We start from the raw sequence: 17,845 nt of genomic DNA on the forward strand, positions 1-17,845 counted from the left end.
TGAATCAGGGGCGCATTGATTATGAATAAACTAGCCGCAAAAGTAAGGCAATGGCTTGCCAGTTATGACCGATGGTTAGCTCATCTGGGGTTGCACGATTATGGCTGCCCTTGCGCTAATATGGGCAAAGCGGTTAAAGATAAAAAGCTTGTAAAGCACTCAGATGACAAGGAGTCTGGTTCATCGCATTTATAGATACGCATTGCCATATTGATTTTCCCTGTTTTGAGCCGCTGGCTAGGCAACTGTCCAAGTGGCAATCTTTGGGGATTGAGCAATTTGTGGTCCCAGCCATTGGGCCTGAAAATTGGCAACGGGTCATGGATATCAGTGCTCAGCATTCGCAGATTATGCCCGCTCTTGGCATTCATCCTTGTTTTAGCGATGGGTTTAGCTCGCTCGGTGAACTTTCTCAATGGGTTGAGCGCTACCGTCAACAGATCGTCGCAATTGGAGAGTGCGGTTTGGATCGGCGCTTTAAAGAGACAATGGAGCGCCAAAAAAAGGTATTTATTGAGCAACTGCGATTGGCACAGCAGTTTGACCTGCCGGTGACGATTCACAGTGTTCGGATGAATGATGAAATATATGCACTTTTAAAACAGTACCCATTGGCTCGTGGCGGAGTGATCCATGCCTTTCAGGGCTCACTTGTGCAAGCCCAAGCTTTTATTAAGCTTGGTTTTAAACTCGGGATTGGTGGCGCCATTACTTGGCCACGAAGTGGCAAACTGCGGGAGGTTGTCGCAACCATTGGCCCCGAGAATTTGGTGTTGGAAACTGATTCGCCCGATATGCCGATTGTGGGGCAACGTAAAGGTGAGAATACCCCAGCTACAATTTGTTTCATTTTTGAAATACTTAGCTCTGTTTTGGTTATGAGGCCAGAATTTTTATCTGAAGTTTTATATAAAAATAGTAGAGATATCTTTTTTGCTTCATGAGTTTTTAATTCTATGGCCTTTTTATTTAATTTGTGATGAATCGTTCATTTAACTCGGTGTTACTCGTTTGGAATCAGAGGGGTTTTCAGGCAAAATATGGCTCCAACGAGCTTTCCCAGTTGGTTTTGGATTATCTCGTCAAAAAACTCTCTTCTTAAATCTATGTTGACTATCGGAACTTCACGATGAATGTATTGATGAGTCTAATAGGTATGGCTGTATTGTTGTTTATTGCTTACCTATTATCAGAGAACCGCAAAGCGATTCGATTACGGACTGTCGGACTGGCTTTTTGTATTCAGTTTGGTATCGGTGTGTTGGTTTTATTTAGCAGTAGCGGTAAAACCGTGTTAGGGGATATGGCAACTGGTGTGCAGGTCGTCATTGATGCTGCTCAAGCCGGGATGTCCTTCCTTTTTGGTGGATTAGCAACGGGCGCGGCTGGTAAAGCTGGATTAGGGTTTATTTTCGCAGCACAAGTTTTGCCGTTAATTGTCTTTTTCTCCTCATTAATTACGGTGTTATATCATCTCGGTATTATGCAGTGGGTGATTCGTATTATTGGTGGATTCTTACGGTTTTGCCTCAGAACCAGCCGCACGGAATCTCTTTCGGCGACGGCTAATATCTTTATGGGCCAGACTGAAGCGCCTTTGGTTGTACGCCCGTTTATCGCCAAAATGACTCGCTCGGAACTGTTTGCTGTGATGGTCGGAGGGTTAGCTTCTGTCGCTGGGTCGACATTGGCTGGTTATGCTGGATTAGGGATCAAACTTCAGTATCTGATTGCGGCTTCATTTATGTCGGCGCCAGGTGGATTACTGATGGCCAAAATGATTGTGCCAGAAACACAGAAATATCATGATGATATAGAAGGCGCCTTGGCCGATGTAGAAAAAAGCGTCAATGTCATTGATGCGGCGGCATCAGGGGCTGCATCGGGGATGTCGCTAGCCTTGAACGTAGGCGCGATGTTATTAGCATTCATCGGTATTATCGCCTTATTGAATATGATCTTAGGTGGTGTAGGTGGTTGGTTTGGCGTCGATCACTTGACGATTCAGCTCATTCTTGGTTGGATATTTGCTCCTATTGCGTTCTTAATTGGTGTGCCTTGGCATGAAGCTGTGGTTGCTGGCTCATTTATTGGCGAAAAAATAGTCTTAAATGAATTCGTGGCCTATACCCACTTAGTTCCTTATATTAAAGGAACCGAATTGGTTGCTGCAACTCATGCGGTGATGACGACCCATACTCGAGCGATTATTACCTTTGCGCTCTGTGGGTTTGCTAATATCAGCTCCATTGCAATTTTGCTGGGGGGATTGGGTGGAATGGCACCTAATCGTCGCCATGAAATGGCTGAACTGGGGGTGAAAGCGGTGATTGCCGGCACACTTTCTAACCTGATGAGTGCGACAATTGCCGGATTATTTATTCATTAATTGATGAGCGTAAATTGTCATGCAAAGGCCAGCAATGCTGGCCTTTGTTATTTATGCGCTTGTTTGGCATCAACATAGGCGTTATAAGCGGCGTGCAACAGCGCTTCACTGGTTTTAAATGTTGGCATATTTAAATAATGAGCAGGTGGTGCTTCGGTTGCCCGGTGAATGAAGTTATAACGGCATCTTTGGATCTGTAAATGGTCGTTGAGTGGGGCTAAGCGTTTCACTTTAGAGTTTAGATTGACACTCAAATAATCGAAATAATGTTGATTCGTGTGAATGTCACGCATCTGGAAAGGATAACTGTACTGAACTCGTTCAGTGATTGGGCAATAGCCCCCAAACGGTGTGCTAAACCAGCGATCTTTCCACCAGCCAACTGGGCGTCCATCGGCTAAAAAAGCAGTTTGTCGATCCGGATGGGCAAACAGATAGAAAATTTCAGCTTGTTGTTGAGCGATCTCATCGACGACGCCCATGATAGCGGCACTACGAATACAGCTATCTTGTTCCAGATAATGGTGAATGTGTTCTTTGTTCGAATACGTTAAGCGCAGCAGTTGAAAATGAGCATAAGCGATAGGGGCGGGTTGTATCAGAGGCGCATCTGGCCACCCCTTACTCGCACCATATTGTAGGTCTTCAAAGTGATAGCGATTCATTAATTGCTGATAACGTTTTTTTAGTGCATCCGTCAATGGTCGTTCGGCAAAAGTATCCAACCGGTTATCAACGTCCCCCTGATAAATCCCACGGCTTGTTCCTTTGGCGCCAATATTATGTGTCGTTAAGAGTTGGTAACCACTTACTGATTCGGCACTAGTAATGAGCCAGACTCTCAGTCCTGATTGCAAATTAAGAACATAACTTTCACTTTGCAAGGCCAGGAAGTTAGTGGGTAGGCAGAGTGATTCAAGCAAGCGACTATAGCCAGTTAAGATAATGGCGCACCAGTGCAGTAACTGATAATAGCGTTTGGGTGATAAATTTAGCCTTTCGATAGCAGCTGTTGCTGGGCGCCTTGCCACTATTTCTTGCATGAGTAACGCAAGCTCTGCGTAATCAGGTGGCTTCGGTTGCGTAAAGACCTTTGCGCAATCACGGCAGCGAAATCGTTGGTTCCCTGAAGCCGTTTTACCACTGCGTTGAATGTTCAGTTTTTGACAATTTGGACAACGGTTGCGCCAGGTTGGCAGCTGGACTGGGATAAACTGTGTCATAAGTGTCTCCACTAATGAGTTATCCACTAGCGGTGGGTAACTTCCACAGTTTTTACAATGCAGTGCAGGATAACCAAGATGATAACTTATTGGTTCATAGTCAGGACTGTTGGGTTTTCCAAAGTTTTTACATCCCCAACTCTTACAGCAATTTAATTGCAAGGCGTCTAGTTACATTGTGGTGTATTTGAGCCAATCATGATAATGGATTAAAAATAAATCAACATATTTGGGAAATATTTTTTAAAAAGTATGATTTTATACGCAAAAGATGGTTTTTTAGCTTTTTCGGTGGAGTTATTGCTATAAAATATGCCTGTGTGTTGCTGGTAATACCAGTTCACTAGGCGTTAAGCCTAATCCACATTCAGTTCGGCTAATTTGGGCAAATTTCCTTGCTGCTTGCTCGATTAGTATGGTTATCAGTTAGTTGTAGTGTATGCGTGGACCAATGGGGGGGACACTATTCCTATACAATTGCGCTGATGATCGAATTGAATGTGGCCTTCCTTACTTCTCTTTTTTCTTCTAAATCCTGGTTAGCGGTTTTATCCATCGATAAAAATAGATTAGCTATATCTATTGTTCCTATCAGATTTGTAAAATTTTATTTGTAAATTACTATGTTAATATAACACAAAGACTGAATTGATTTATAAAGGTCTGTTGTTACAAATTGTTATTGTTGTTCCTAAAAGGCAGAAGCCGAGCGCTCTATAGTCTGTTCATGATGTTGCTTAGATTTTAGAAAGTTTGTGAAGATCAACAGTTGATCATTGGCGCTCTATTCTATCTAATGGTGAATAATATGTTTACAACATGGTTGACCTTGAGCAATAAGAATTTTTTCCTTTTTACTCACTGATGATTCATGTTAACCGTATTTACGAATACAGAAACGATAGTAAGAGGTTTATTATTCATGGCGACTTTACTAAGTCAGTTAAAACAGTACACAACCGTTGTCGCTGATACCGGCGATATTGATTCAATTGAGCAGTATCAGCCAGAGGATGCGACTACCAACCCTTCATTGGTACTTAAAGCTCTGCAAAAGCCCAGTGGTAATGAACTTATTAGTCAGGCTGCTAAATGGGCTGTGAAAAAAACGAGTAAGGTTGAAGAGCAAATCATCGAGGCGGGTGATTGGCTGGCCGTTCATATTGGGACTGAAATTTTAAAACTTGTCCCTGGGCGTGTTTCTACCGAAGTCGATGCTCGTTTGTCATATAACACGGAAGCTAGTGTTGCTAAAGCCCGTAAAATTATTAGCATGTATGAAGAAAATGGAGTTGGCCGTGAACGAGTGCTGATTAAACTCGCTTCAACCTGGCAGGGGATTAAAGCCGCAGAGATCCTTGAAAAAGAAGGTATCAACTGTAACCTGACACTGCTGTTCTCATTCGCTCAAGCTCGTGCATGTGCAGAAGCCGGCGCATTTTTAATCTCGCCATTCGTAGGGCGTATTCTTGACTGGCACAAAGCAAAAACGGGTGAAGAATATACGGCTCAGAATGATCCTGGCGTGTTATCCGTTACTCAGATTTATAATTATTACAAAAAACATGGTTATAAAACTGTGGTTATGGGCGCAAGTTTCCGTAACATTGGCGAGATTTTGGCTTTGGCTGGGTGTGACCGGTTGACCATCAGTCCTAAATTGCTTGAAGAACTTAATAGTTCTGAAGACAAGTTAGAACGGCATTTGACTGATAATTTCGAAATCCAATCATCACCAGAGAAAATGTCTGAACACGAGTTCTACTGGGAACATAACCAAGATCCAATGGCCGTTGATAAGTTGGCCGAGGGGATCCGTAACTTTGCAGCTGACCAGTTAAGTATGGAAGAGATGATTCGCGCTAAATTGAGTTAATTTTCCAACTCACTGATGCTCATAATGGCTGCCTACGGGCAGCCTTTTTGTTAGCTGAAGACTCTCAGAGAGCATGAACAAATTTTCAATGGTATAGTGGTCATCGTCAGTTATTTCTTTGCGGGGGATATTTTTTGTTTGATCCATCACTACCACTAGTTGATCTGCACCGACACCTGGATGGGAACGTCCGTGTTGAAACTATTTTTGAGTTGGCTCAACAACATCAGATTAGCCTTCCGGCTAACAATGTTGCAGATATGCGTCAGTTTGTACAAATTCAGGGCAGAGAAAACGACTTACTTGGCTTTTTAAAAAAATTGGACTGGATGGTCAATGTGCTTGTTGACCTAGAGGCAGTGCGGCGTGTTGCCTATGAGAATGTCGTGGATGCAGCTCAGTCAGGATTAGATTATGCAGAATTGCGGTTTAGTCCCTATTACATGGCGATGAATCATCAACTGCCAATGGTTGGGGTTGTTGACGCGGTGATCGATGGAGTTTATGCCGGATGCCAAGACTATCCGGTCAAAATTGCCCTTATTGGTATCATGTCGCGAACGTTTGGCCAACAAGCTTGTTTAGATGAACTTGAGGCGATTTTAGCGCGTAGGAAACATTTTGTCGGGGTTGATTTAGCAGGGGATGAAAAGGGCTTTCCGGGTGAGTTTTTTATTAAACATTTCAATAAAGTGCGTGATGCAGGATTAAATATTACGGTGCATGCTGGCGAAGCGCTAGGGGCTCAGAGTGTCTGGCAGGCAGTAACACAATTAGGGGCAATGCGTATAGGTCATGGTGTGAGAGCTGTTGAAGATCCGCGCTTGATGGATTATCTCTACGAGCACCAAATTGGTATTGAATCTTGTCCGACGAGTAACCTACATACTTCGACGGTCAGTGATTATGCACATCACCCATTAAAACAATTTATTAATGCTGGGATCCCCGTTAGCTTGAATACGGATGATCCTGGGGTGAGCAATATTGATATTGCGCATGAATATGCAGTTGCTCACCATCAATTGGGATTGTCATTTAGTCAGTGTCAGCAATGTCAGCGAGACGGTGTTGCAATGGCATTTTTGACTCAATCAGAGCGATTAGAGCTTTATCAAAGAGCAGTAGGCCATATTAAAAATAGAGGATAAAACATGTATCTGCCACAGGAGTTAATTCGTCGTAAAAGAGATGGTTATACATTGTCAGATGATGAAATTACCTTTTTGGTGTCGGGAATCAGTTCTGGGCGGCTGGTGGATAGCCAGGTTGCTGCATTGGCGATGGCCATTTATTTTAAAGATATGTCAGTTCAGGAATGCACCGCTTTAACTACAGCCATGTTAAACAGCGGTGAGCGCTTGAATTGGCAAGAATTCTCGTTGCCGGGCCCGATTGTTGATAAACATTCAACGGGTGGTTTAGGGGATATGGTTTCTCTGGTTTTGGCGCCGATTATTGCCGCTTGTGGTGGCTATGTGCCGATGGTTTCCGGGCGAGGTTTGGGGCATACCGGTGGGACAATCGATAAGCTTGAATCGATTGCCGGTTATAATGTCAATCCGAATCGGAGCCAATTTCAGAACCTAGTCAAAGAAATAGGGCTAGCTATTGTTGCGCCAAGTAGTGATATTGCCCCGGCCGATAAACGGCTTTATGCCATTCGGGATATTACCGCCACTGTCGATTCACTTGCGCTGGTGTGTTCTTCTATTTTAAGTAAGAAATTATCCGAAGGGCTGAATTCATTGGTCATGGACATAAAAGTCGGAAGCGGTGCCTTTATGCCTAGTCAAGAGCAATGTGAGCGGCTAGCCCGTCGAATGGTTGCCGTAGCAACACAAGCAGGGTGTAAAACTAGCGCTATATTAACCGATATGAATCAACCACTTGCTCCTAGTTGTGGTAATTCACTAGAAGTGATGGAAGCGATGGATTATTTGACTGGTCAGAATAAGAGTTCACGGTTGCATCAAGTTGTGATGGCGTTATCTGAAATGTTGTTAGTTGACAGTAAACTGGTGGATAATGCTGAACAGGCAAGACTAAAAATTTCACGAGTGCTGGACAGTGGTGAAGCCGCTGAGCGCTTTAATCGGATGGTTGCAGCGTTGGGTGGCCCCCGTAATCTGCTTGAGCAGGGCAAGAGTCATTTCCCGAAAGCACCGGTGATAGCACCGCTGTTAGCTGAGAGTTCAGGTTATTTGACGCATCTTGATTGTCGCGAGATTGGCATGAGTGTGGTTGCATTAGGTGGTGGTCGCATTCAAAGTGATCAGATGATTGACCATCGAGTTGGACTGAGTCGTTGGCGACAAATTGGGGATTATATCCATGAGAATGAACCTTTGGTTATGATTCATGCCAATGATCAAAGTAGCTGGCAAAAAGCAGCTCGAAGACTACACGGGGCGATTAGTCTTGAGGGTGAACCGGGCGAAATTCCGTCAGTTGTTTACCAACAAATTGTTAGCTGATTTGGAGAAGGTATGAAAAGAGCAGTCTTATTAGTTCTCGATTCTTTTGGTGTGGGCGCAGCCGATGATGCTGAACGTTTTGGGGACCAAGGTTCGGATACTCTGGGCCATATAGCTGAGCAATGTTTTAAAAATTTAGCCGAAGAGAATCGGCATGGACCACTTGAGGTGCCACATCTTAATCAACTTGGGTTAGGTCGATTAGCTCAGAATAGCCGGGCAAAAGCGGTTGATGGGCTAGCTGAAATTGCTAAACCGAGTGGTGCATATGGATATGCCAAAGAAATTTCCAGTGGCAAAGATACACCGAGTGGCCACTGGGAAATCGCCGGGGTTCCGGTGTTATTTGATTGGGGATATTTCCCTGATAAAGAAAATAGTTTTCCCAAGGAACTGTTAGATGAAATAGTTGCTCGTGCTGAATTGCCTGGGTTCTTGGGAAACTGTCATGCTTCAGGAACGACCATTATTGAACAGTTAGGGCTTGAGCATATGCAAACAGGTAAGCCCATTTTTTATACATCCGCTGATAGTGTTTTTCAGATTGCCTGCCATGAGCAAACGTTTGGTTTAGAGCGACTCTATGATTTGTGCCACATTGTTCGAGAACTACTGGATGACTATAACATAGGCCGAGTGATTGCCCGGCCATTTGTTGGGGATCAACCGGAAAACTTTAGCCGTACTGGTAATCGCCATGATTATTCAGTAACACCACCGAGTGCAACGGTTCTTGATAAGTTGGTAAAAGCGGGTGGCAGTGTGATTAGTATCGGTAAAATTGCTGATATATATGCGCATCAAGGGATCACTCGAGCGGTTAAGGCAACGGGATTAGAGCAACTGTTTGATACGACTCTTCAAGAGCTCGCAGTAGCCGGGGAAGATTCGCTGGTCTTTACTAATTTTGTCGATTTCGACTCTTCTTATGGACACCGTCGTGATGTGTCAGGATACGCCCGTGCTCTTGAGTATTTTGATCGGCGTCTACCTGAATTATTGTCAGCGCTTAACGATGATGATCTCCTGATTATGACCGCTGATCATGGCTGTGATCCCACTTGGCAGGGCACTGAACATACCCGCGAACATATTCCAGTTCTTGTTTATGGTAAAAAAATACAGTGTGTTGATTTAGGTAAGCGTGAGACCTTTGCCGATATTGGGCAGACACTAGCTGATTATTTTTCATTGACTGCAATGGAATATGGCAGTAGTTTCTGGCCGGATATCAAGCCAGAGTAAAGGTTGCTTTTGCTCTGATTTTTTCGGAATAAACGAATGATTGTAAGGATAAATGATGCCTACACCGCACATTAATGCTAACCCAGGTGATTTCGCTCAGACTGTTTTGTTGCCTGGCGATCCGCTTCGAGCGCAATATATTGCAAAAACTTTTTTACAAGATGCTAAAGAAGTCACCAATGTTCGCAATATATTAGGTTTTACTGGGACCTATCAGGGACAGAAAGTCTCGGTGATGGGATCCGGTATGGGGATCCCCAGCTGCTCTATTTATGCGCATGAGCTTTATAACGAATATGGTGTTGAAAACATTATCCGGGTAGGCAGTGCCGGTGCTATTAGCCCAGATGTACACATTCGTGACGTCGTTATTGCAATGGGAGCTTGTACTGACTCTAATGTAAACCGTGTACGGTTCAAAGGTCATGATTTTGCTGCGATTGCTGATTATCAGCTTCTGCGCCGTGCAGTAGACAGCGCTGAGAGTAAAAATTTACCCGTTCGGGTTGGCAATATTTTCTCTGCTGATCTGTTTTATACACCTGATGCACAGATGTTCGATGTGATGGAAAAACACGGTGTATTGGCCGTTGAAATGGAAGCTGCTGGTTTATATGGTGTCGCGGCTGAATGCGGTAAAGCGGCTTTATGTGTCGTGACGATCTCGGACCATATTCGTACGGGTGAAGCGACTACTTCTGAAGAGCGCCAGAGTACCTTTAACGATATGATTGAACTCACGCTAGACTCGCTTTTGTAAGCGTCTTTTCTGAGCTCGGATAGCCCGTTTTCTGCGGGCTATCTTCATTTGACGGCGACGTTTTCGAGAGATCTGCCGGGCGATGACAAATCCAACCCATAAGGCTAACAACAGCATGAACTGCAAAGAGTGCTGAGCAGAATGGACATAACGGGTTGCACGGCTCAATAATGAACTTTCCTCGAGCGTGATCCGTAAATATCCTAACGCGTTACCCTGAGCATTATAAATCGTTGCCACATAAGGACGGCGACCAATTCCTTGTGTGGGGGTGACCAAGTTCCCAGACATGGGTAATAGTTCTCGTAAAGGCAATGCATTAGCACTTTGTGCCAGAGGGATCCCTTTGGCATCATAGATGGTCGCATCAAAAACAAAGTTCTCTTTGACCAGCGCATTGACCAGTTGCTGAATTTGCTTTTTTTGATCGTGGACGATGTAGTTGGCGGCATTAAATGCTGCCAGTGAAGTAAGCGAGCGCGCTAAACTCTCTGTATTGTTTTCTAGCAATGATTGCCCCCGCATCGTTATGCCCCAATACATTGAAACAGCAATGATAATTGCAATGAAGGCACTACTAATCTCAAGCCGATTAAACCATCGTAGTAGACGTAAATGTTGGGTCACAATCTGTTGCATCCTATTCCATTGAATCGTTGCAGGCTTGCCAAAGTAGATAGCAATAGCTATTGTGAAGCGCTACATCATCTGTGTATTAACCTAAAATATAGAGTTGGGACCGTATAGTGATTCCTAATACCCTTTTAACATATTTAGACAACTTGCCCAAGTGGCCAGCGGTGCCTGTTTCGATCGCCGCTGATGGGCAAATCACTCAGCAAGCGATTCGTCATTCATCCACAGATACAACGATTATTGGTTGGTCTAAGAATGAAAGTGATATTAAACAACTCGTTGCGAACCTTTATCAGGAACATGAGTGTTGGCGAATTTATCCAGCAATGAGTATTCTGGCAACCCATATTTTTGTACTGACCACTCCTATTGCAGAGCCTTTGGTAAAAGAGCGTATTGAGCGTGCGAATTTAGATTTTGACATAGTCGCAATGACCCATATCCCTAACCTTAATCAACCGGGCATGTTAGTGATGGATATGGATTCAACGACTATTCAGGTCGAATGCATTGATGAAATTGCCAAACTCGCGGGAGTGGGGGAACAGGTTAGTGCCGTCACTGCCCGGGCAATGCGTGGTGAGCTTGATTTTTCGCAGAGCCTGCGCTCGCGAGTGGCACTTTTAAAAGATGCGCCTGTCGCTATCCTTGATGATGTGAAAGATAATCTGCCGTTGATGCCGGGCGTGCAAGTATTGCTCAGTCATCTACAAGTGAACGGCTGGAAGGTGATTTTAGCCTCGGGTGGATTCACTTATTTTGCCAAAGCATTGCAGCAACGGCTCGGTTTTGATGCCGTTTTTGCCAATGAACTTGGTTTAAAAGATGGGGTGCTCACCGGAGAGGTTGTGGGCGATATTGTCGATGCGCAATATAAAGTCAATGTGTTAAAACGCATGTGTCAGCAATTTCAAATAGAACCCACTCAGACGATGGCAATTGGAGATGGTGCTAATGATTTGGCCATGTTATCCGAATCTTCGTTGGGGGTGGCATTACATGCCAAACCCATTGTGCAGCAACAAGCTAAGATTGCCATTAACTACAGCAATCTTGAAGGACTGCTCTTTGTGTTAATGGGTGGCGTTATTCGCGATCATGTCGCTTGTCATCACTGATTTGACAAACTCTGAGAGCCTTTAAGAGCTTGCCATTCGGTGCTGAGATCATTGATTTCAACCACGGCATAGGTATTTTTCAATAAAATGGCGAGCTCTTTTGCCTTATGGGTCGCATAATGCCCTAAATAGGCCATCTCTGCTTTGATGTAGTCGGCATCCGGTTTGCCAGTTAGTGAGGCTTTGAGTTCAATATATTTAAAATCACCATGCGTCATGGCTTGGACTACAAATTGATTTAACTGCGCTTCTGACTGGAAATCTTCCTCGCGGTGACAGGCAATCACCTTCTTGTTGTTTTTATGTAATTGCATCAACAATCTAAGCGTAATCACTTTTTGTTCTTCATGCAGGTTTTGCAGTGGCGATAATACCCATTCTTGCCAGTGATCTGGATGGATTAGCTGATACATATTGGCTTTGTTGCGTGCTCGAGAAAGATACAGCAATGGATCGACCGATGAAGGACTCTGCCCATAGGCCAGTAGCTTAAGCTTTAACAAACCACCTTCTTTGTTTATAAATAGCACATGTTTGAATAGATCATGGCAATACAGTTGTCGCAAAGCTTCTGATAGTCCTTCAAACACATTGATTTCAGGCATATGGCCGAGCTTATCGATATTATTGGTAATTAATTGGCTGAAAAAACGTGAGCCTTCGTGAGCATTACCAACGGTCTGTAAGTGTAGGGTCTGACCATTTTGTTGAATGTTAACCACCTGATAAGGCAGTTGAGTCAGCTTAAATGTACGGACCAGTTTCTGGAATTGCGGGAGATTAACCAGAATTTGATCGCCGACTGCAAGTTGCACGGGGCTATCCAAGTCAAGTTGTAGGCCGCCTGTTGAAAAGTTATTCACCCAACCTTCGACTATTTGTGAGCTAAAATTTACTTCTGCCATCGAGCGATACTGATAACGCGCCTCTTTACGCAGTTGCATATATTTATGGGCAATGACTTTAATTTCTGGAATAAGGTGGCGATATTGCCCAAATGGGGCTAATTCATTCGGGTTCTTGTCCGAATGGAAGCTTTGTCGATAGCGGTTCTTTGAGCACTCATTGGTAATGTCAGTTAGCAGTCCAAAGACGGATAAATCAGCCAGCTGTTCACGTAGTGCTTTCTCATCGGTTCGACGCTGTTGGTTTGGCACAATTGGCGGAGCAAATGCATTATCCAGGTGGATCTGTTGCCACTGGAAGGTAAAAACTCGCCAGCTGGTTTTATTGGCACCGAAATAAAAGAACAATTGTCGAAGTTCGGGCTCCGCTAGTAGCTCTTCATGGGTTGCAGAATAAAAATAGAGTTTGCGATTGTAACTGTGTACAAAACTATAAAGAATAGTTTGTCCACGAGGTTTTATCATTAAGGCCCGTGTTCTCTGGGCATGAAAGGCTTGACCTAGTACATTTTGTCGGAATTCATTATACCAGTAGTCCAGTGTGTTGCGGCTAAAATCGTTGCATAACACATAGCGTAACTGGGGCGGTTGTTCACCACTAAAGTATAACGGTAATGAGCTGCTGCGGGGTAAAAAGAACTGCTGATAACTTTTGACTAAAATGGCATCGACTAGATGCACTACATCCACTCGATATCGGCCTTTGTACTCTTTTAAAAAGCTTTCAAAGAATGAATCAAATTCTGGATCGTTGGTGTTAAGCCGCTTTAATCTGGCCCAGAGGCCTTTATCATTACGCTCGGTATCGATAATGACATAGTCTGTGCCACGGGAGAGAACTGGGTTAGCAAATTCCTTCTCAAGCCCTGTGAAGTAGATTTTGATATGTTCGCCAATGGTTGGGTCATCTTCGCGATCATAGCGAATTCTCATCCCTGAAACTGACATATTAGAAGACATACCCGCATAGACCATCATTTGTTCGGTCTGAATTTCAATGGGCATGCTGATAAACATCCGCTCTTCGACCCGGCCATGATAATGACCAAATTGAAATGCTTTGACTCGGGTATCCACTCGGCCCCGTTTATTGGGCTCTTGACGGCGTAATTGTTGCATTTGCTCATATACACCTTGTGTATAACTGCCATCATAGTGTTGGAGCAATTGCTTAAATGTTTCGATATGAGACTCACTCATAAAGTGAGTTAGACCATCATATTGAAATGGCTGGCAATTGGGGTCGTTTGGACTGCTACGCAGGTCAATGATCCGCTTTGAGGGGGCGACTAGTCGTTTCAGTTCCATTTTGAGCAGGAACTGTTCGTTTTTGTTTTCCCCGGCCGTAATATATTGAAATATATCAGCAAAATCGCTATTGCGATGCATTGGGATCAACTGTGCCAGAAGGTCGTTTTTACGTTGTTCATCCATAGGTTTAATCGATAAAGCGTTAACTGATTCATTGTTCTTAATATTTTATATGTCCATTTTAGCATCAAAATTTGTGCCGAAATGGCAAACTCCGTTATCCTTGCATCTATTATCGGCAGCGAAGAGCAAAAATGTAGATGGCGAAGACAAAGACAGCTTATGTATGTTGTGAATGTGGCGCAGAATATCCTCGTTGGCAAGGGCAGTGTAGCGAATGCAAATCCTGGAATACGATAAGTGAGATTCGTCTCGTATCTGCCACCCAAAGTACGCGTAATGATCGTTATCAGGGATTTGCCGGACAGACGCAGGCCAAAGTTCAGACGCTTGATCATATCGATTTAGCCGACTTACCCCGTTTTAGCTCTGGATTTCGTGAGCTCGATCGGGTTCTTGGCGGCGGAATCGTCCCTGGCAGTGCCATTTTAATTGGTGGGCATCCGGGAGCCGGGAAAAGTACGTTATTACTGCAGGTGATGTGCCATTTAGCACAGTCTATGTCTGCACTTTATGTGACTGGCGAAGAATCTTTGCAGCAAGTTGCGTTGCGGGCAAAACGTTTAGAACTGCCCAGAGAAAACCTGAAAATGTTGGCTGAGACTAGTGTTGAAACGATTGGTCAGATTGCCCTGCAGGAAAAGCCAAAGATTATGGTGATTGACTCGATTCAAGTGATGCATATGGCTGATATTCAGTCTGCCCCCGGCGGTGTCTCTCAGGTTCGTGAGAGTGCGGCCTGGCTGACTCGGTTTGCCAAACAGCACCATGTGGCGATGTTTATGGTTGGGCATGTCACCAAAGATGGTTCGCTGGCCGGTCCGAAAGTATTGGAACACTGTATCGATAGCTCTATTTTACTTGAAGGAAGTGCAGATAGCCGTTACCGAACACTGCGGGGACAGAAAAACCGTTTTGGAGCGATCAATGAGCTCGGGGTGTTTGCCATGACTGAACAAGGGATGAAAGAAGTGAATAATCCCTCCGCGATTTTTCTCTCGCGAGCCGAACAGGCGGCGCCAGGGTCGGTCGTGATGGTCGTCTGGGAAGGCACTCGTCCCTTGCTGGTTGAGATCCAAGCACTTGTTGATAGTAGCCCACTAGCCAACCCTCGGCGTGTCTCAGTTGGCTTAGAGCAAAATCGACTTTCCATGTTGCTGGCGGTATTGCATCGCCATGGTGGCTTGCAGATGGCGGATCAAGATGTCTTTGCCAATGTGGTTGGCGGGGTAAGAGTTACTGAAACGGCAGCTGATTTGGCGCTGTTGGTCGCGATGATTTCGAGCTTTCGCGATCAAACCTTAGATCAGGATCTGGTTGTCTTTGGTGAAGTGGGACTGTCGGGAGAAATTCGCCCGGTCGCTAATGGTCAGGAACGACTGCATGAAGCGCAAAAACATGGCTTTAAACGTGCAATCATCCCCATTGCGAATATGCCTAAGACTAATCCTCCGGGGATGGAAGTGATTGGGGTGAAAAATCTTGCCGATGCCTTAGAGGCCCTTTAATTAGTTTAAATCAGTATCAAGCAGTTGCTCTAATTGACGCATGAGCAGCTGTTCATCACCTAAATTAAGTTCTAGAAGTCGGCGTAATTGGCTAGCGCTTTCGATATCCATTTTTAGAAATTCGATGCCGATTAATCCATCGTGGCAGTGACGAACCCGACTTTTAATCTGCAGGTCATAGCCACTGTTCGGTTCGCCCAGATGCATGCATAGCTCCAGTTCCTGAGTTTGTTCATGCCATTGTTCGGGCTCAGAGATGAGCGCTCCATGCATAGAAATATCACGGACTTCGGTTTTGAATGAGCTATCTTGAGTTAAGATGCGAACGTCATGGGAGAAATTAACTCGAATAAAATGGCGTTGATCTTTGAGTTCCATCAGCCGATCCTTCTCGTGTATGTTTTATTCATTATAGGCAAACATTGCCTGAATGCATCGGTTTATCGAAATATCAGATCACGGAAATAGAGAAAAAAGCGCTACTGTGAAATATAGCGCTATTGGGTGAGATTAGTCAGCCTGACCAATTTTTTTGGCAATAATTTCTCGGGTTTGTGCACACAGTTGTTGCGCGGTTTTACTGGCAACTTCATCCGCTTCAATCGGCTCTAATACCGTTAAGCGCATATTGGCTTGGCCGACCATAATCGAGCTTTTAGGGAGGGCATCAAAGGTGCCTTCAATTGCAATTGGAATGATTCCTACACCACAGTGTTTAGCCATGGCAAATGCGCCTGTTTTAAAGCTACCAAGTTTGCCATCTTGTGAACGACTACCCTCAGGGAACATATATACCGAACTTCCTTGCTCGATATGTTTTTTAACTTCGGCTGACATCTTCGCAACGCTACGACGGTCACCGCGCTTTAGAGCAACGTATTTATTTAAATACATGTTCCAGCCAATAAATGGGACATGAAATACTTCTATTTTTGATAACCATTTAAATGGTCTATAAAGTCCGAATGCCAATAAAATATCAATACCAGATTGGTGGTTAGAGACCAAAATATAAGGCTTATCTTTTGGGACTCGTTCACGGTATAAAATTTGCGTCTTCCACCCTGGGTATAAAGAGATTAAAAACTTTGCCCAGATAGAGGTGAAGTAATGTAAACACACTAAACGGGTATCCCACCAGATTGTAAAGACCCATATAAGACAAGCAATTAGAAAAAATAACGGGGCTGTGATAGAGGTCATACACAGCAAAACGATTGAATAGCACCTTTGCAGCACAGATCTATAACTCTCTAGTAAAATTTTGGTTTAAAATTTGCATGATAACATCAGGAGTTTATGTCATCACCTCTAAAATTAAGCAAATCCTACCAGAGGGTGATGTTTGATGCTAGTTTCACGGCATATTGGCGGCAAGGTTTTGCCGCATAGTTGCAAAAACGTCCATTCACTATAATGGCAACGGAGAATGAACATGCAGGTTAACAATAATCAGTCGGTCATGGATAAATTATCGAGTTGGATGGGCTCAAAAGCTGCCCCAACTCAACAGAGCAATAATTTCCAGGAACAGTTTTTGAAACTGCGTAATGCCGGACAGGGGGATTTGCGTCAAGGGTTGGCAGGGCAACAGGGCCAGTCAGCTAATGGTGGAGGTCTGTCATTGTTCGGGTCTTCTGCAGACAAGAATGCACTAAGTCATCAATTCACCCAGATTGGTGAAGGTATCGGTCTCGGTTTGTTGGCCGCGTTTGCGAGCACAAATGGTGGCGGGCTTCAATTTGGCACGACTGGCGATAAAAAATCAGCAGCGGCCGCTAACTCAGCAACCAGTACGGGTAATTCTAAGACGAAGAACAATTCGACAGAGTTGACTAGCATGAATACTAAGAATTTAGCTTTTGGGGTGAAATCTGATAAACCTCAAGGTGCTAATTCAACCCCTGCACCAGCCGCTGCCACTGAAAATAAGGCCAATACATCCTCTCAGAATAATGGCAATACCGAAGAGAATAATACTAACCCTGTGCAGGCAGCTAATAACGGTCAAACAGCTGGTAACGGTCAAACAGCGAATGCGTCAGCTAAATCGGCCAGTTCTGGATCTTGGAATCCATTTTCCAACTTTTTTAAAGACTTACTAGGCAGTGGCGATAAAACGGCGGCTTCTGCAACTGCAGAAAATCAACCAAATAACACTAATACGGACACAACAGCTTAATTATTGAACTGATACCCCTAAGAGCTGATTGCCGTGATGAGTATGGGGGTCTAAACGTAATGTTGTTAGTGATTAAGAAGGTTAGAGTGTTGTTT

16 protein-coding genes are annotated in these 17,845 nt (G+C 44.2%); 11 read left to right on the top strand and 5 right to left on the bottom strand.

Features of this window, described 5'->3' with window-relative positions:
• Positions 1-21: 21 nt before the first annotated feature.
• The 3 genes from EV690_RS18280 (at position 22) to EV690_RS13755 (ending at position 2,389) form a co-directional block, all read left to right on the top strand.
• The gene (locus EV690_RS18280; RefSeq protein ID WP_165872765.1) at positions 22-195 is read left to right on the top strand and encodes a hypothetical protein; all 174 of its coding nucleotides are present in this window, start codon (positions 22-24) and stop codon (positions 193-195) included.
• Positions 196-245: 50 nt separating this feature from the next.
• Positions 246-944: a TatD family hydrolase gene (locus EV690_RS13750; protein WP_233458711.1), complete on the top strand. Its 699-nt coding sequence runs from the start codon at positions 246-248 to the stop codon at positions 942-944.
• Positions 945-1,129: 185 nt separating this feature from the next.
• Positions 1,130-2,389 carry a NupC/NupG family nucleoside CNT transporter gene (locus tag EV690_RS13755; protein WP_131913586.1) on the top strand — a complete coding sequence of 420 codons (1,260 nt, stop codon included), beginning with the start codon at positions 1,130-1,132 and terminating at the stop codon, positions 2,387-2,389.
• A gap of 47 nt (positions 2,390-2,436) precedes the next feature.
• Here EV690_RS13755 and EV690_RS18770 read toward each other — a convergent pair whose 3' ends face one another.
• On the bottom strand, positions 2,437-3,612 hold the full coding sequence (locus tag EV690_RS18770) for an IS1/IS1595 family N-terminal zinc-binding domain-containing protein (RefSeq protein WP_131913587.1): 1,176 nt from the start codon (positions 3,610-3,612) through the stop codon (positions 2,437-2,439).
• Between the two features lie 922 nt (positions 3,613-4,534).
• Between EV690_RS18770 and tal the strand changes: the two genes are divergently transcribed.
• The 5 genes from tal to deoD all read left to right on the top strand — a co-directional run bounded on the left by tal (position 4,535) and on the right by deoD (position 9,970).
• A complete protein-coding gene (gene tal, locus EV690_RS13765) occupies positions 4,535-5,488 on the top strand; it encodes a transaldolase (RefSeq protein ID WP_131913588.1) in 954 nt (317 codons plus the stop codon).
• A gap of 134 nt (positions 5,489-5,622) precedes the next feature.
• Positions 5,623-6,639: an adenosine deaminase gene (gene add, locus EV690_RS13770; protein ID WP_131913589.1), complete on the top strand. Its 1,017-nt coding sequence runs from the start codon at positions 5,623-5,625 to the stop codon at positions 6,637-6,639.
• 3 nt (positions 6,640-6,642) lie between these two features.
• Positions 6,643-7,965 carry a thymidine phosphorylase gene (gene deoA, locus EV690_RS13775; protein WP_131913590.1) on the top strand — a complete coding sequence of 441 codons (1,323 nt, stop codon included), beginning with the start codon at positions 6,643-6,645 and terminating at the stop codon, positions 7,963-7,965.
• Between the two features lie 12 nt (positions 7,966-7,977).
• Positions 7,978-9,210: a phosphopentomutase gene (locus tag EV690_RS13780; protein ID WP_131913591.1), complete on the top strand. Its 1,233-nt coding sequence runs from the start codon at positions 7,978-7,980 to the stop codon at positions 9,208-9,210.
• A gap of 55 nt (positions 9,211-9,265) precedes the next feature.
• Positions 9,266-9,970 carry a purine-nucleoside phosphorylase gene (gene deoD / locus EV690_RS13785; RefSeq protein WP_131913592.1) on the top strand — a complete coding sequence of 235 codons (705 nt, stop codon included), beginning with the start codon at positions 9,266-9,268 and terminating at the stop codon, positions 9,968-9,970.
• Here deoD and EV690_RS13790 read toward each other — a convergent pair.
• Positions 9,953-10,609, bottom strand: a complete 657-nt coding sequence (locus EV690_RS13790; RefSeq protein ID WP_131913593.1) for a YtjB family periplasmic protein — start codon at positions 10,607-10,609, stop codon at positions 9,953-9,955. The two genes, deoD and EV690_RS13790, sit on opposite strands and share 18 nt — an antisense overlap.
• Before the next feature lie 161 nt (positions 10,610-10,770).
• Between EV690_RS13790 and serB the strand changes: the two genes are divergently transcribed.
• Positions 10,771-11,724, top strand: a complete 954-nt coding sequence (serB, locus tag EV690_RS13795) for a phosphoserine phosphatase SerB (protein ID WP_224054996.1) — start codon at positions 10,771-10,773, stop codon at positions 11,722-11,724.
• Here the strand turns inward: serB and EV690_RS13800 are convergent.
• Complete coding sequence (locus EV690_RS13800) at positions 11,718-14,063, bottom strand: PilZ domain-containing protein (protein WP_131913594.1); 2,346 nt, start codon at positions 14,061-14,063, stop codon at positions 11,718-11,720. The genes serB and EV690_RS13800 overlap by 7 nt on opposite strands.
• A gap of 137 nt (positions 14,064-14,200) precedes the next feature.
• Between EV690_RS13800 and radA the strand changes: the two genes are divergently transcribed.
• Complete coding sequence (gene radA, locus EV690_RS13805; RefSeq protein ID WP_131913595.1) at positions 14,201-15,568, top strand: DNA repair protein RadA; 1,368 nt, start codon at positions 14,201-14,203, stop codon at positions 15,566-15,568.
• Here radA and EV690_RS13810 read toward each other — a convergent pair whose 3' ends face one another.
• Positions 15,569-15,946, bottom strand: coding sequence for a PilZ domain-containing protein (locus EV690_RS13810; RefSeq protein WP_131913596.1), 378 nt, complete (start codon positions 15,944-15,946; stop codon positions 15,569-15,571).
• A 132-nt stretch (positions 15,947-16,078) separates the two neighbouring features.
• On the bottom strand, positions 16,079-16,690 hold the full coding sequence (locus tag EV690_RS13815; RefSeq protein ID WP_165872766.1) for a lysophospholipid acyltransferase family protein: 612 nt from the start codon (positions 16,688-16,690) through the stop codon (positions 16,079-16,081).
• A gap of 313 nt (positions 16,691-17,003) precedes the next feature.
• Between EV690_RS13815 and EV690_RS13820 the strand changes: the two genes are divergently transcribed.
• On the top strand, positions 17,004-17,750 hold the full coding sequence (locus tag EV690_RS13820) for a hypothetical protein (protein WP_131913598.1): 747 nt from the start codon (positions 17,004-17,006) through the stop codon (positions 17,748-17,750).
• Positions 17,751-17,845 lie beyond the last annotated feature (95 nt).

The sequence above is a fragment of the Celerinatantimonas diazotrophica genome, assembly GCF_004339545.1.
GTDB lineage: Bacteria > Pseudomonadota > Gammaproteobacteria > Enterobacterales > Celerinatantimonadaceae > Celerinatantimonas > Celerinatantimonas diazotrophica.

Coding starts and splice junctions, on each gene's coding strand:
- deoA (WP_131913590.1), top strand. CDS start 6,643: ATGTATCTGCCACAGGAGTTAATTCGTCGTAAAAGAGATGGTTATACA.
- EV690_RS18770 (WP_131913587.1), bottom strand. CDS start 3,612: ATGACACAGTTTATCCCAGTCCAGCTGCCAACCTGGCGCAACCGTTGT.
- EV690_RS13810 (WP_131913596.1), bottom strand. CDS start 15,946: ATGGAACTCAAAGATCAACGCCATTTTATTCGAGTTAATTTCTCCCAT.
- EV690_RS13800 (WP_131913594.1), bottom strand. CDS start 14,063: ATGGATGAACAACGTAAAAACGACCTTCTGGCACAGTTGATCCCAATG.
- EV690_RS13755 (WP_131913586.1), top strand. CDS start 1,130: ATGAATGTATTGATGAGTCTAATAGGTATGGCTGTATTGTTGTTTATT.
- EV690_RS13790 (WP_131913593.1), bottom strand. CDS start 10,609: ATGCAACAGATTGTGACCCAACATTTACGTCTACTACGATGGTTTAAT.
- EV690_RS13780 (WP_131913591.1), top strand. CDS start 7,978: ATGAAAAGAGCAGTCTTATTAGTTCTCGATTCTTTTGGTGTGGGCGCA.
- radA (WP_131913595.1), top strand. CDS start 14,201: ATGGCGAAGACAAAGACAGCTTATGTATGTTGTGAATGTGGCGCAGAA.
- deoD (WP_131913592.1), top strand. CDS start 9,266: ATGCCTACACCGCACATTAATGCTAACCCAGGTGATTTCGCTCAGACT.
- EV690_RS18280 (WP_165872765.1), top strand. CDS start 22: ATGAATAAACTAGCCGCAAAAGTAAGGCAATGGCTTGCCAGTTATGAC.
- EV690_RS13820 (WP_131913598.1), top strand. CDS start 17,004: ATGCAGGTTAACAATAATCAGTCGGTCATGGATAAATTATCGAGTTGG.
- tal (WP_131913588.1), top strand. CDS start 4,535: ATGGCGACTTTACTAAGTCAGTTAAAACAGTACACAACCGTTGTCGCT.